We start from the raw sequence: 15,246 nt of genomic DNA on the forward strand, positions 1-15,246 counted from the left end.
TCAGTAGTTCCACGTGTCAATATTGATGCCGTGACCAGACCGGGTGCGCCCCTGCCGAGCCTGCTCAGCCGCGCCATGACCCAGGTGCTCGGCACGGTGCCCGGCGGCGACGACACCGACGCCAAGGTCCTCGACGCCGCCCTGCGGGTGCTGGCGCGCCGCGGCACCCGCGAGGCCACCATGGACGACATCGCCGCCGAATCCGGCGTCGGCCGCACCACCCTGTTCCGCCGCTACACCAGCAAGGACCAGCTGTTCGAACGCGCCCTGGCCCGGGATATGGGCCGCATTCTCGACGATCTCGCCGAACGATTCACCACCGTCACCGACCCCACCGAGCAGGTGGTCATCGGGTTCATCACCGGTCTGCGCCTGGGCGACCACATCCTGTTCCGGGATGCGGACCAGGTGCGCCGGGCCGAGCTGCTGCAGGCTTTGAGCCACGGCGATCCGTCGCCGATCTCCCTCGGTTACAAGGCCGTTCGCGCCAATATCGCCAAAGCGCAGGCCGAGGGGAAGATCCCTGTCCGCGATCCCGACGCCCAGGCCGACGCCCTGATCCACCTGATGATCGGCTACCTCGCCGCCCCGAGCCTGGCCGTCGACCTCACCGATCCCGTCGCCATGGAACGACTGGCGCGCGCGGCCGTCGCGCCGATCCTCACCGGAACCATCTGAGCGCCCGCGCCGTGCGGTAGCTCAGGACACCACCTCGAAGTCGGCGGGATCGAACTTCGCCTGCGCCTTGTACTGGATGCCGAGCAACGGCCAGTTGGTGGTGATGCGGCCGTCGGGCTGGCGATACCAAGACGAACACCGGCTCCACACACTGCCGGACAGCTCGCCCTGAATCCGCTCGTCGAAGGCCTGCTCGACCTCGGGCCGCACGGCCAGCGGTGCGCCGACCCCGGTCATATGGCTGACGTAATCGCCCAGGTACTTCGCCTGCGCCTCGAGGAAGTAGATGATCGAGCCGCCGCCGGTATTGGTATTCGGCCCGTACATGATGAACAGATTCGGGAAACCCGGCACCGTCATCCCGTAGTAGGCGCGGGCGCCGTCCTTCCACTCCTCGTGCAGGTCGCGGCCCTCGGCGCCGGTGATGGTCATCGGGGCGAGGAATTCGGTGGCGGTGAAACCGGTACCCCAGATGATCACCTCGGCCGCGTGCTCGCGCCCATCGACGGTGCGCACACCCGAGGCGGTGATCTCGCTGATGCGCTCGATGCACAGCTCGACATTCGGCTGGGTCAGGGCGGGCAGATAGTCGTCGGAGAACAGGATGCGCTTGCAGCCCACCGGATAGTCCGGCCACACCTTCTCGAACAGACCCGGCTTCGCCTTGGTCTGCCTGCGCATATGCCATTTCGAGACGCCCCGGATCGCCGCGGCCAGCGGTTTCGCGTAGACCCACGCCACGCTGAGCCCCTCCACCACGCCGTACCAGGTCACCCGCTCGCCGAGTTCGGTCACCGGCGCCTTCTCGAAGATCTTGTGGTGCAGCGGCGAGAATTCCCGGTCCGGGCGCGGGACGATATACGGCGCGGTCCGCTGGAACACCGTCAACTGCTCGACCAGCGGCTGGATCTGCGGGACGAACTGGATGGCGCTGGCCCCGGTGCCGATCACCGCGACCTTCTTCCCGGACAGATCGATATCGTGGCGCCACTGCGCGGAATGGAAGCTCGCGCCCGCGAACCGCTCGCGCCCGGCGATCTCCGGCAGCGACGGCCGCGCCAGCTGCCCGACCGCGGACACCACCACATCGGCGGTGACGGATTCGCCGGTGCTCAATCGCACCGTCCACGTCCCGGCCGACTCGTCGAACGCCGCGCCGAGCACCTCGATGCCGAACCGGACGTGGCGGCGCACGTCGTACTTGTCGGCGACCAGGCGCATGTAGTCCAGGATCGCCGGTTGCCGCGAGAACCGGTGCGGCCAGCGCGGATTCGGTTCGAAGGAGAACGAGTAGAACGGCGACGGCACATCGCAGGCCGCCCCGGGATAGGTGTTCTCCCGCCACACCCCGCCCACATCGTCGCCCTTCTCGAACACGACGATGTCGTCGAATCCCCGTTTCTTCAACTCGATCACCGCGGCCAGCCCCCCGAAACCACTCCCGATGACCGCGATCGTGGGCCGCATCCCGATTCCTCTCGCCGCGCCGCCTGAACACCTCCAGTGTTCAACATTCCGGGCCCCTCGCCCACGTGTTCGACGGAAAGCCGGTAATTCGGTGTGGGGAGCCCAGGCTTGCCCGGTGCCCGTCGTTGATGCGAGCGCGGTGGAACGGTCCCACCGCCGGTGGCAAGGTCACCGTCCGGCCCGGCGGATCGATGGCAGGTTCGTAGGCAGACGTGGCCGCAGCGGCGGATAGACCAGGCTCAACGCGGCGCCGAGGGTGAAATAGCTGCGCAGCACGCGGAAGCCGAGATAGGCCGGAATGTATTTCACCGAGCTGGGCCGCCAGCACAGGCACACCATGGCCGCCATGATCATCTGCATGCCGAGAACGGTCGCGACGATCGGCTGCCACCGCAGGTCGCCGTAGGTGGAGCGGAACACGACCTCGACCACCACCGCGAAGATGAGCAGCGGTGCGAGCATGGCGCGGCGCGCGGCGTTGACCAGTTGGAAGGGCAGCACGAAACTGCCCGTCATGGATCGGCGATCGAGCAGGGTGGCGCGATTGTGCGCGGTGATGTGATAGATGCTGCGGAACCAGCGCACCCGCTGTTCGCGCAGGTGGGCGTAGGAGACCGGGGTTTCGCTGTAGTAGGTGGCCTTCGGGTCGGCGATGGTGTGATACCCGGCCGCGTCCATCCGCAGGCAGATATCGGTGTCTTCGCCGTTCATCCCCTCGACCATCCCGCCCACCTTCCGCAACACACTGCGGCGATAGATCGCGAACATGCCCGGGATCCCGAGCACGCCCTGATATCCGACCAGCGACACCTGAAAGAAGCCATGGCGCAGGAACACCTCGACCAGCCGGACCTTGTCGATCCAGGTCTGCTGCTGCACCGGCAGCGGTAAACCGCCGACCGAACCCACCCGTGGATCGGCGAAGTGGCGCATGGCGGTCTGCAGGCAGCCGGGCGCGATCACCGTATCGGCGTCGATGCGGACGATGAACTCTTCGCTGATGCGCTCGACGCCCATGTTCAACGCGATCGCCTTGCCGGGCGTTTCGCATTCGAGGACCTCACCGGTGATCGCGGTGCACTGCGCGATCGCCCGTTCGGCGACGGCGAAGGTGTCGTCGGTGGAGGCGTTGTCGACGACGTAGAGATGGATGCGCCCGGCGTAGCTGTCGGCGGCGCGGTCGACCGCGGCGATGGTCGCGGCGATGTCGTGTGCCTCGTCGTGGGCCGGCACCAGCACCGCGACCGGAGGCGAGAACCTGTGCCGCCGGGACCGGGTGATCACCCGCCAGCCCAGCAGCGCGGTCAGGGTGGCGAAGATCTGCTGGGCGAGAAAGATGCCGGGACCCATGCCGCCGAGCAACGCCCACTCCCGCAGATCCAGCACCGCGTTGAGGAACGCCTGCTCGAACACCGCCGCGAGCACCAGCGCGAGGGTGAACGGCACGAACAGCCTGACGTAGGCCATGGCCGGTGTGCGCGGATTGATCGTCATCCGCACCGGCTCGGGCAGCTGAGCTTGACGCAGCACCGTGTGCGGGAAGATCGCCAACGCGACCATCGCCGAGGCCACCTGCTGCCCGAACACCGAGATCCGCAGCAGCCCGAGGTCGTCGAGGAGCCAGGCGAGCACATCGAAGAACACACACGAGGCCAGGAATTTGCCGAGCAGCGAGACGCCGAGAAACAGCCGCCGCCACCGATTGCTATAGGCGTAGAACGCGTAGGTCACGAAGAACACGACGATGAAGATGCGCGTCGGCATGGCGACGTTGCCGCGGTCGCCGGCCAGGATCACCATGTCGTTGCGCTCGACCAGGCCGGTCTGGTGCAGGACCGCCTGAAGGCACATGGCGATGACGGTCAGGCCGGTGAAGCTGATCAGGAATCCGTTGCTGGCACTGGCGGGCCGGTCCACCGAATAGCCCGCGGGTGCACTGTCCACCGAGCGGTAATAGTCGGCGATGGCGGTGGGTGCCGGGCCTGCGGAGGGTGCGCTGTTCACTCAGGGATGCCCGTTCCCGCAGCGCCGGGCGGAGCGAGCGCACCGCCGCCGTCGACCGTGAAGGTGCCGCCGGGGGTGATCACCTGGACGCACTCCCGCCCGAAAGCGGGCAGCGTGACCGCCTCGGAATCACCGGAATAGCTGATCGCCAGGCCCCTCGCGCCCGCGACATTCGCGCATTGCACCACCAGGCCCGCGTCGAAGGCGGACACATCGAGCACCGCGGCCGAAGCGCCCGCCACCAGCCGGCCGTCCCGCAGCCGCACCAGCGTATTCGCCGCGGCGCTGTCACCCACCAGCACGAAGGGTGCGCCGGGCAGTGGGTCGGTATTCCAGCGGAACTGCGGGTGGTGCGGTGCGGGCAGGAACCGCGCGAGGACCGGAATCACCGCGTTGAGCAGTTCGGTCGTGTCCTTGGAGTCGGCCGCGGGCAGGTAGATGACGTATCCGGGGGCGAGATCGCGGGGCACCGCGGTGAAGCCAGTTCCGGGATCGTCGCCCAGTTCGAGCGCCGAAGCGGTGAGCAGCTGAATCGGATAGGTGCTCACCCGCACATCGCAGCCGCCCAGGTCGCGATCGCGTTGCACGGTCAGGGTGAGGGTGTTGTTCAGCATCTGCGCATCCGGCGGCAGCGGAATGGACACCGGTTCGGTGGTGTGGCCGAGCGGGCGGCTGTCGACCAGTCTGCCGTTGAGCTCGACATTGAGCAGCCAGGTCAGGTCCGGGGGAGAGGCGGGCAGCTGGAACGCGACGCGCACCGCTCGGGGCAGGCGGGCGCCGGGCAGGTCGGCCAGCGCGTAACGCACTCGCCAGCGGTGGCTTTCGGTGATCTGGGCTTCGGACAGGTCCGTGCCGAGCGCGTCGAGGCCGACGGCGTCTCCGGTGAGCGTGGCGGTGGCCACCGCGCGCGGATCGGCTGCCCCGCGGTCGGCGGTCACCGCCGCGGGCGTGGTCAGGAACTGGGAGATCACCGCCGGATCGGCCTCCACCACCGCGAGCACCGGCGTCGAGCCGACGGTGCCGAGCGCGACGCCGTCGTCGGTGCCCATGCCCTCGGCGGCGACCCAGTCGGTGATATCGGCGAGCCGCTGCGCGGGACCGATCAGGATCGCGTTGTGGATGTCGGAATCCGGCAACTCGTCGCGATAGGTGATGTCGTAGCCGGCGCGGCTGAGCGCGATGCCGAGGTCGGCGGCCATCGTGCGCCATTGATCCGACAGATCGATCGGCACGAGCGTGAGACTGCGACCCCAGGTGGCGACGGCGTCGCGCACAGTGTGCACCGGTTCGTCGAGCGCGGCCTCCACCATCGTGGCGGGGTCGAGATGGATCACCATGCCGGCGGCGCGGTCGGAGGTGCAGGTTTCGTGGTGCAGATTGCCCCTGGTCCGCACCTGGACGTGGACCTGTCCGTCCGCCGCGGCCTGGTCCGGAATGTCGACCAGATCATCGAGTCCGTTCTCGCCGCGGGGCAATTCGCGCTGATAGACCTGCTGGCCGTCGATCGAGACGATCAAGAACACGGTACTGTCCTCGGCGACCTGCGTCGTGCCCGACAGCCGCAACCGGGTGTGGCTGCGCGCGGAACCCACCGGCAGCGTCACCAGGAAACTCGTCGACGGTGCCTCACTGGTCAGCCAGCTGCCGTCCGGGCGGCCGAGATCGGCCAGGCTCGCGGTGACATGCCGTTCGGCCGGCACGTCGAGGTCGGCGTCCTCGTCGGGGCTGTCGAACCACACCGGCCGGACCACGGCGAACACCAGCAGCAGCGCACCCGCCAGCCCCAGCACCCACCAGGCCGAGCGCGGCACCTGGCGGCCGCGTTCACCCGGAAAGTAGTCGGGCGGCTCGGACTGCTCGGTGTCCGGGCCCGGGGTGTCGTCAGCCATGCACGTGCTCCTCGGCGCCTGCCCTGCGGTCCTCGTTCCAATACGAGCGGCACGGAATCCGGTTCACATCCACCCGATCGGCATATTTCTGCGCGATTTCCACCGATTCGCGCAGCAGACCGGTCGCCAATCGGGTCGGTTCCAGACCGAGCCCGAGCAACTGGTCGTTGCGGGCACTCAACTCGTTGGCGTCGGCCTCCACGCGAGGATTCGAGACCCGGTCGACGGTTCCGCCGACGACCCTCGCCACCAGCTCGGCCAGATCGGAGATCCGATGGGTCTCGGTCACCTGATTCATCACCCGCACCCGGCCGCCCACCTCCGCCCCGGATTCCGCGGCGAGCCGGATACACCGGACGGTGTCGCGGATATTGATGAAGGCCCGCGTCTGCCCGCCGGTGCCGTGCACGGTGAGCGGATAGCCGATCGCGGCCTCCACCAGGAAACGGTTGAGCACGGTGCCGAAATCGCCGTCGTAGTCGAAGCGGTTGATCAGCCGCGGATCGAGTACGGTCTCGTCGGTCTGCGTGCCCCAGACGATGCCCTGATGCAGATCGGTGATCCGCATGCCGTCGTTGCGGGCATAGAACTGGAACAGCAGCTGATCCAGCGATTTCGTCAGGTGGTAGATGCTGCCCGGCTGGGTGGGGTACAGGATGTCGCGGCTGTGCTGCACGCCCTCGCGGTCGGGGTAGCTGACGGTCAGATAGCCCTCGGGCAGATCCACCGGCACCGATTCGTACCCGTAGACGCCCATGGTGCCCAGATGCACGAGGTGCGCGTCCAACCCCACCTGCACCATCGCGGCGAGCACGTTATGGGTGGCGTTGAGGTTGTTGTCGACCGTGTAGCGCTTGTGGGCCGGTGACTTCATCGAATACGGCGCGGCGCGCTGTTCGGCGAAATGCACGATGGTGTCGGGCCGCTCGGCGTCAAGGAACTCGGTCAGCTGCTCGTAGTCGCGGGACAGGTCCAGCCGCACCGTCGCGATGTCGCGGCCGGTGGCGTCTCGCCACGCCCGCACCCGTTCCGGCAGCGACCGGATCGGCGTCAGCGACCGCACGCCCAGCTCGTCATCGATGCGGCGGCGAATGAGGCTGTCGCAGATCGTCACCTGGTGGCCGTGCGCCGACAGGTGCAGCGCGCTCGGCCAACCACAGAAACCGTCCCCACCCAGTATCAGCGTCCGCATGTCGGCTCCTCTCGGAATAGGGCGGAGCAGCAGTGGTGTCCCGGGTATCGCGGCACCGTCGCCGAGGCCACGCGGACGGCGCAGATCGCGTGAGCATCGCATCGGCCGGGCCCGGATCACCTCACCCGCGTCGGGTGAAAAGGCATGCCGACGGCGTCCGGTCCGCCCGGTCACCCTCGCCGGGTGATGTGCGCACGGGCGTCGTCGGCGACAGTCGGAGGGTGACTCGGGAGGAGCCGGATATGAGCGACGGAAGCTGCTGAACGGTGCGGGGGCCGGCGTCGCGGCGGCGGAACCTGCTGCCCCGCGAACGCATGCGCAAGGCCGATGTGATCGCGGGGTTGTCCGGTGCCATCGGCAGCGTGCCCGACGGTATGGCGGCGGGGGCGCTGGCGGGGGTGAGCCCGGTGCACGGGCTGTACGGGAGCATGGCGGGGCGGCTGTTCGGCAGTTTCACCACGAGTACCCGGTTGATGGTGGTGACCGCGACCAGTGCGTCCGCGCTGGCGGCGGGGTCGGCGCTGACCGGCGTCGCGCCGGAGGACCGGGCGGCGGCGCTGACCATGCTGACCTTGATCGCGGGGATCCTGATGATCCTCGCCGCCGTGCTGCGCCTGGGCCGCTACACACGCTTCGTCTCGCATTCGGTGATGACCGGATTCCTCATCGGGGTGTCGGCCAACATCGTGTTCGGGCAGCTGGCGCAGATGACGGGCGTCGACGCCGACGCCGACCTCGCGGTGTTGAAGGCCGTGCACGTGCTCACCCATCCCGGGGAGATCGACCTGGCGTCGCTGACGGTCGGGGTGACGGCGTTCGTGCTGCTGGTGGGACTGGCTCGCACCAGGTTCCGCTTGTTCGGCTCGCTGGCGGCGCTGGTGGTGCCCACGCTGCTGGTCGTCGTCTTCGACTGGGATTCGGTGGCCAGGGTGTCGGATGTGGGTGCGATTCCGACGGGATTCCCCTTACCGGGTTTGCCGGATCTCACGGTGTTGTCGCCGGGCCTGATCAGCGGCGCCGCTGCCGTCACGATCATCGTGCTCGTGCAGGGCGCGGGCGTGGCGCAATCGGTGCCGAACCCCGACGGATCGCATTCGGAGGCCAACCGCGACTTCCAGGCCCAGGGCATCGGCAATATCGCCGCCGCGCTGTTTCGGGGTATGCCGGTCGGCGGGTCGGTCGGCCAGACCGCGCTCAACGCCACCGCGGGCGCGCGCACCCGCTGGGGCGCGATCTGGTCCGGCATCTGGATGCTGGCCATCCTCGTGATATTCGCGCCGCTGGTCGGCGAGGTGCCGATGCCGACGCTGGCGGCCGTGCTCATCATGGCCGCCTTCGGGGCGATGGATCCGGTGCGGCTGTCGGCGATCTGGAGCAGCGGATCGACCTCACGGATCGCGCTGGCCGCCACCTTCCTCGCGACGTTGTTGCTGCCGGTCACCGCCGCGGTCGGGATCGGCGTGGCACTGTCGTTGATCCTGCAGCTCAATCGCGAGGCGATGGATCTGAAAGTCGTACGGCTCGCGGTCCGTGGTGATCACCTGGTGGAGGAGCCGGCGCCGCGACGACTGATCGACGGCGAGATCGTGATCCTCGACGTGTACGGCAGCCTGTTCTATGCCGGGGCCCGCACGCTACAGGCCCGGCTGCCCGATCCCAGCGGCGCACGATCGCCGACGGTCATCCTGCGGCTACGCGGGCGCACCACCGTCAGCGCGACATTTCTCGCGGTGGTGGCCGATTACGTGCGCCGCCTCGACCAGGTCGACGGCGCGCTCTACCTCAGCGGCGTCGATCCGCGGGTGCGTGATTTCTGGACCGATGAACTGCTCGACAAACAGGGCGTGCGGCTCGAATTCTTCCCCGCCACCGCGACGATCGGGGAGTCGACGCTCGCGGCGTACGCGCAGGCCCGGCTGCGCTCGGCGCGGCCGGACGAATGACTCATTTCACCCCGAACGCATGACGTGGCAGGACCTGCACCGTTCCTAGCGTGAGAGGGCCGCGGTCGTACCTAGTCGAGGAGCCGAGAATGGCCGACTTGTTGGTGTTGCTGCTGCCGGAGATGACCGGGCTGGTCGTGACACCCGGCGCGATCGCGGGCTGCATCCTGCTGCTGCACTCGCGGCGCCCGATCCAGAACGCGCTGGCCTTCGGCGGCGCGTTCCTGTGCGTGTACGCGCTGATCGCGATGTCCGCGCTGCTCGGCGGCGCCTCCGATCCGGGCGCGACGTCGAAAGATGTCGCGCACGGCACGGGATTGGCGGTGGGCCTGCTGTTCCTGATCGCCGGGCTGTGGGTGCTGGTGCGCCGCCCCGCGACTCGGGCGCGCAACGACCCACCGAAACTGTTGCAGGACTTGCAGGCCAGCGGCCCGCAGCGGGCGTTCGTCATCGGCATCGCCTTGGCCGTGCTCAACCCGAACCTGTTTCTGATGATGTCGGGCATGAGCATCATCTCCAGCTCCGACGCGAGTACCTGGACCGCCTTGGAGGCCACCGCGCTGCTGCTGTTCGCGGCCTGCCTGGACTTCCTGGTTCCGATCGGCGTCTACTATCTGGCCGGCGAGAACGCCCAGCGCTGGCTGGATGCCATGCAGATCTGGATGATCCGCAATTCCCGGCTCATGTCGCTGGCGGTGCTCTTCGGTTTCGGGGCCCTGTTCACCGCACGCGGGTTGGTGGATCTGCTGGAATAGCCGCCGATCACCCCGCGCCCGCGAGCGAATTCACCCATGAAGGGTGAGCCGGTCGCGGGTCGCGCTCGATAGCGTTCGCCCTATTCGCCCCCGGCGGACAGCGGCCGGGAGCTCGACACGATCGGGGTTCGAGATGTCGGTGTGGGATGTGTTCTGGTTGATCCTGATGAGTTTCGCGTTCATCGCGTACCTGCTGCTGCTGTTCTTCATCATCGGCGACCTGTTCCGCGACCGCGAAACGTCCGGGTGGATGAAAGCGGTGTGGATCGTCTTCTTGTTCGTGCTTCCGCTGCTGACCTCACTGGTGTATCTGATCGTGCGCGGCAAGGGCATGTCGGAGCGGCAGGCGGCCGCGATCAACGAGGCACAGGCGGCCCAGCAGGAATACATCAGGGAGACAGCGGGTACCAGCCCGGCCGCGCAGATCGCCGACGCCCGCAAGCTGCTCGCGGACGGCACCATCTCGCAGGCGGAATTCGACCAGCTGAAGGCCAAGGCACTCAGCTGAACCGGCCGAGGCCCGGATACGGCCGGACGCGGATCGGGGTGCGAGCCCGTAGCACTCACCCGACGACTCTCGAGGCGGAGGACACATGACGGGTCCGGACTTCGCGAACACCACCGATTTCGACAACGCCGACCGCGGATTCATCGACGCGCTCGACCCGCCGCAGATCCGCGCCGCCGACGGCCGGGTGATCTGGGATATCGGCGCCTACCGGTTCCTGTCCGAGCCGTGCCCGCCTACCGCGCATCCCAGTTTGTGGCGGCAGGGGCAGCTGTGCAGCAAGCAGGGCTTGTTCGAGGTCACCGAGGGCATCTATCAGGTGCGCAACTTCGACCTGTCGAATATGACGATCGTCGAGGGCCGCGAGGGCGTCATCGTGATCGACCCGCTCATCTCGGCCGAGACCGCGGCCGCCGCGCTGGCGCTGTACCGGCGTCATCGCGGCGACCGGCCGGTGACCGCGATGATCTACACGCATTCGCACGCCGACCATTTCGGCGGGGCGAAGGGTGTGGTGCCCGACGGGCATCCGGCGGTGCCGATCCTCGCGCCGAGCGGGTTCCTCGAGCACGCGGTGAGCGAGAACGTCTACGCGGGCAATGCGATGACCAGGCGCGCCATCTTCATGTACGGCACCGGCCTGGACAAGGCCCCCGACGGGCAGATCGGCTGCGGCCTCGGCATGACCACCTCCACCGGCAAGGTCACCCTGATTCCGCCGACGGTCGACATCACCGAGACCGGGCAGGTCGAGGAGATCGACGGTGTGCGGATCGTCTTCCAGCTGACCCCCGGCACCGAAGCGCCCGCGGAGATGAATTTCCTGTTCCCGCAGCAGCGTGCGCTCTGCGTGGCGGAGAACGCGACCCACAATATGCACAATGTGCTGACCCTGCGCGGCGCGCTGGTGCGTGACAGCCGGGTGTGGGCGCATTATCTGGACGAGGCGATCGGGCTGTTCGCCGACAAGGCCGACGTCGCCTTCGCCTCGCACCACTGGCCGACCTGGGGCAGCGAGAACTGGACCGAATGGCTGGCGCTGCAACGCGACATGTACTCGTATCTGCACGACCAGACGTTGCGGCTGGCCAACCGCGGGCTCACCGGCAGCGAGATCGCCGAAGAGCTGACCCTGCCGCCCGCGCTGGACCGGGTGTGGGCCAATCGCGGGTACTACGGGTCGCTGAGCCACAACGCGAAGGCGATCTACCAGCGCTATATGGGCTGGTTCGACGGCAATCCGGCGCATCTGTGGGAGCACCCGCCCGCGGAACTGGCCGCCCGCTACGTCGCCGACTACGGCGGGGTCGATGCCGTCATCGCCAAGGGGCGCGAGTACGCCGAGCGTGGCGACCTCCGGTTCGCGGCCACCCTGTTGAACCACGCCGTGTTCGCCGCCCCCGGCAACGACGCGGCCAGGCACGCGCTGGCCGAGGTGTACGACCAGCTGGGCTACGGGTCCGAGAACGGCACTTGGCGCAACTTCTTCCTGGTCGGCGCCCGTGAACTGCGGCACGGGCCCACGCCCTCCGACCTCAACACCGCCGATCCGGAGATGATGGGTGCGCTGACCGTCGACATGATCATCGATTCGCTGGCCGTGCGCATCGACGGCCCACGCGCCGCCGAGTTCGATTGCACCATCGACTGGAAGCTGACCGACGAGGACCGCGTCATCCGGCTGACGTTGTCTCGTGGCGCGCTCACCCATCGCACCGCGACGCCGCACGCGCCACTGCGTGGCCCGGCGGACCTGACCATGACCATGACGAAGCCGCAGTTGCTGAACTTGTTGTCGGGCAGGGGAGAGGGTGTGGCGTTCGACGGTGAGCTCTCGGCGCTCACCAGGCTGGTCGGATTCCTCGACACGCCCGATCCGCGATTCGCCATCGTGACTCCCTGACCCGTTCGTGCACCGGCCCACCATCGGGAAAAGCCGATGGTGGGTTCACTTGTGTGTGCACCATCGGTCATACGGTCATGGGACGATACGGAATCGAGATTCCGGCGACCATTTTGAAAGGAGCGTGTTCCGGTAAACTCCGCCGGGAGCAAGGTAGGTATTGAACCGTCACGCGTCGGAGGCATGATGGCTGGTTCGCACGACCTCGATTCGCCCCATCATGTGGATCCGGCTACCGGGCCGTCGGATATTCCCGCAGTGCCCTTCACCCCGATTTCCCGCCCGGCGCTTTTCGCCGCCCTCGACGAATTCACCGCGACCCCGTGCGGCCGGGTGCTGATGATTTGCTCGCCGGTGGGCAGCGGCAAGACCGTTCTGCTGGCCGATTGGGCGCGCCAGGTCGACGCCCGTGCCCGCGACCATGCCCGTATCGCATGGCTGACCATTGCCGAGCACGGCTACACCGTGAACGGACTGTGGTCGGACCTGCGTCGCCGCCTCGGCATGGAGCCCAAGTCCCCGGACCGGCTGCGGGCTCCCACCACCGAAGCGGCCGAGCTCGCCGCCGATATCGAGCGGCTGGGGCAGCCACGGATCATCATCCTCGATGACGCCCACCTGATCACCGACCCGATGACGCTGGCGGGGCTGGAGCATTTCCTGCGGCATGCGCCGTCGAATCTCACCGTGCTGATCTGCGCACGATTCGACCCGCCCATCCGCTGGCATCTGCTGGAGCTGGAGTCGCGGCTGATCCGCTGGGGTGCGGACGATCTCGCGCTATCGGCCGAGGAGTCGCGTCGACTGTGCCTCGAACACGGCTGCGACCTCGCCGAGGCCGAACTGGCCACCCTGATGGAACTCACGCACGGCTGGGCGGCGCTGATCCGGATCGCCGCGATCTACCTGGCCGCGCATCCCGGCGATTACGCCACCGCACTCGCGGTGCTGGGCCGGATGCCCAACTCGGTGTCGGACCTGCTGGTCGGCGAGCTGATCGACACCCTGCCCCCGGCCATGCGGCAATTCCTCACCCACACCAGCGTGCCCACCGAGTTCACCGAACAGCTGGCCGACGAACTGGTGGGCGGCGGTGCGGCGTTCTGGCTGCATGAACTGGAACGGATGAGTTATCCGCTCACGGCGGTCGTGCGGGACGGCACCATCTGGTACACCTACCACCCCTTCCTGCGCGCCTATTTCCTGGCCGAGGTGAACCGTCTCGGCGCGGGCGTCCACGACGATCTGCGGCTGCGCACGGCGCGTTCGCTGACCGCGGCGGGCGAATCCCGCCGGGCTGTCGCGCATCTGACCGCGCTGTCGGATCCGCGGCACCTGCTGGACTTCCTGTCCACCCATGCGCTCTCGGACATCATCGCCGGGGGTGGGCCTGCCCTGTTCGACGCGCTCGCCGAATCGGACACGGTGGTGCTGGAGGATCCGTTCCTGCTGTTGCTGCGGGCCATCGACGCCCTGCTGAGCGGCGATTTCCCGGCGGCGCTGGCATTCCGTGACGCCCTGCGCAGCCGGGCCGAGGCCACGACGACGCTGGCCGCTCCCGCGGTGGTCACCGCGCTGACCAGCGCCGTGGATGCCGAAATCGCCGTGGCCACGGCCGGTTCGGTGGCCGGGCTGGAATTGCCGCCGATGGTGGTCTCGGGCGACCGCCCGGAGCTGGAGTGCTATCTGGCCATCGCGGCGGCGACCGTGGCGATCATGCGCGATGAGATCGACGCCGGTGAGCAGCGCTTGCGGATGGCGCTGGCGCTGGCCGAGACCTCCGGTCATCCACGCCTGCGGTTGCGTGCGATCACCCGGCTCGCCGTGGCATCCGGGCGGGCGGGATCCATCACGACGATGCGGCGCCGGGCCGAGCGGGCGCTGGCGGTGTCGGCCGAGCATGGGCTGTGGCAGACCCCTGATGCCGCGCACGCCGCCGCCCTCGAAGCGTTCGGCGCCTACCTCCAGGGCGATGCCCCGGCCGCCGATCTCGTCACCGGTCTGCTGGCCGATCGTGCGAGCATGGACGGGCAGACAGCGCCGACCGCCGGCCTGCCCGCGCAGATCGTGGCCAATCTGGTGACCTTCGATCGGGCCAAGGACCGGCGGCTGACCGCGGATCTGCTGCGCAACGCCGCCTCCGAACTGCTGGGTGTGCACCCGTCCGCCGCGGTCAGCGGCGGGCTGATACCGCATGTGGTGTGGGCACTGCTGCGGGTACAGGAGCCGCGCACCGCGCATCTGCTCGTCGAGCAGGCGCGGGCGACTTTCGGCGACGTCCCGGAGGTCGAGGTCGCCGCTGCCTCCGTGGCCTCGGCCGCGCATCGGCCGAGGACCGTGCTGACAGTGCTGGAGCCGCTGCTGACCGCGGCCGAGCCACCGGATCGGGTGCCGCTGGTCGCCGCCTGGTTGCTGATCGCCGGCGCATACCATGATCTCGGCAATGGGACCAAGGCGATCAGCGCGGTCGAAACGGCGGTGCGCATCGCCGCGCCCGATCACATCGTCCGGCCTTTCCTCGATATTCCCGGCGCGCTCGAGCAATTGGATGAATTCGCCGGAAGTTTCGGCGGCGACGAGGAATTCGTGGCGGCGGTGCGCCGTAATCGCGCCGCGTCGCGCGAGCACCGTCATCCCGCACTCACCAGCACCCAGCACCGAATCCTGCGGCAATTACCTTCCGGTCGCACCACCCAGCAGATAGCCACCGATCTCGGCGTTTCGGTCAATACGGTGAAGACCCATCTGCGTGGCATCTACACCAAACTCGGCGTCAATTCCCGGACCGAGGTCCTGGCCGAGGCGCGCCGCAGCGGACTGCTCTGAGCCGGGCCGCCCCGCCGGCGAAGCGCCGCCGCGAGTTCACCCGCGGGGGATGAGGTTCTCCGACCCGGCGCGGCCCACACT

General features: G+C 68.3%; 10 protein-coding genes. 6 read left to right on the forward strand and 4 right to left on the reverse strand.

Features of this window, described 5'->3' with window-relative positions:
• Nucleotides 1–30: 30 nt before the first annotated feature.
• Nucleotides 31–678 (forward strand): TetR/AcrR family transcriptional regulator, encoded by a 648-nt coding sequence (locus FEK34_RS13345; protein WP_138448203.1) that lies wholly within the window; start codon nt 31–33, stop codon nt 676–678.
• 21 nt (nt 679–699) lie between these two features.
• Here the strand turns inward: FEK34_RS13345 and FEK34_RS13350 are convergent, their stop codons facing one another.
• The 4 genes from FEK34_RS13350 to FEK34_RS13365 form a co-directional block, all read right to left on the reverse strand.
• Nucleotides 700–2,145, reverse strand: coding sequence for a flavin-containing monooxygenase (locus tag FEK34_RS13350; RefSeq protein ID WP_138448204.1), 1,446 nt, complete (start codon nt 2,143–2,145; stop codon nt 700–702).
• 168 nt (nt 2,146–2,313) lie between these two features.
• The gene (locus FEK34_RS13355; protein WP_138448205.1) at nt 2,314–4,149 is read right to left on the reverse strand and encodes a glycosyltransferase; all 1,836 of its coding nucleotides are present in this window, start codon (nt 4,147–4,149) and stop codon (nt 2,314–2,316) included.
• Nucleotides 4,146–6,038, reverse strand: coding sequence for a hypothetical protein (locus tag FEK34_RS13360; RefSeq protein WP_138448206.1), 1,893 nt, complete (start codon nt 6,036–6,038; stop codon nt 4,146–4,148). Before FEK34_RS13360 ends, FEK34_RS13355 begins: the two co-directional genes overlap by 4 nt.
• The gene (locus tag FEK34_RS13365) at nt 6,031–7,230 is read right to left on the reverse strand and encodes an NAD-dependent epimerase/dehydratase family protein (protein ID WP_138448207.1); all 1,200 of its coding nucleotides are present in this window, start codon (nt 7,228–7,230) and stop codon (nt 6,031–6,033) included. Before FEK34_RS13365 ends, FEK34_RS13360 begins: the two co-directional genes overlap by 8 nt.
• A 266-nt stretch (nt 7,231–7,496) precedes the next feature.
• Between FEK34_RS13365 and FEK34_RS13370 the strand changes: the two genes are divergently transcribed.
• From FEK34_RS13370 to FEK34_RS13390, 5 genes are all read left to right on the forward strand, one after another.
• Entirely contained in the window at nt 7,497–9,173 is a 1,677-nt protein-coding gene (locus FEK34_RS13370; protein ID WP_138448208.1) for a SulP family inorganic anion transporter, read from the forward strand.
• 89 nt (nt 9,174–9,262) lie between these two features.
• Nucleotides 9,263–9,928: a GAP family protein gene (locus FEK34_RS13375; RefSeq protein ID WP_138448209.1), complete on the forward strand. Its 666-nt coding sequence runs from the start codon at nt 9,263–9,265 to the stop codon at nt 9,926–9,928.
• Between the two features lie 133 nt (nt 9,929–10,061).
• Nucleotides 10,062–10,436 (forward strand): SHOCT domain-containing protein, encoded by a 375-nt coding sequence (locus FEK34_RS13380; RefSeq protein ID WP_138448210.1) that lies wholly within the window; start codon nt 10,062–10,064, stop codon nt 10,434–10,436.
• Nucleotides 10,437–10,521: 85 nt separating this feature from the next.
• Complete coding sequence (locus FEK34_RS13385) at nt 10,522–12,339, forward strand: alkyl/aryl-sulfatase (protein ID WP_138448211.1); 1,818 nt, start codon at nt 10,522–10,524, stop codon at nt 12,337–12,339.
• Nucleotides 12,340–12,525: 186 nt separating this feature from the next.
• On the forward strand, nt 12,526–15,165 hold the full coding sequence (locus tag FEK34_RS13390; RefSeq protein WP_171048205.1) for a LuxR C-terminal-related transcriptional regulator: 2,640 nt from the start codon (nt 12,526–12,528) through the stop codon (nt 15,163–15,165).
• Nucleotides 15,166–15,246 lie beyond the last annotated feature (81 nt).

Origin of the sequence: Nocardia cyriacigeorgica (assembly GCF_005863245.1) — a bacterium.
Classification (GTDB): domain Bacteria; phylum Actinomycetota; class Actinomycetes; order Mycobacteriales; family Mycobacteriaceae; genus Nocardia; species Nocardia cyriacigeorgica_C.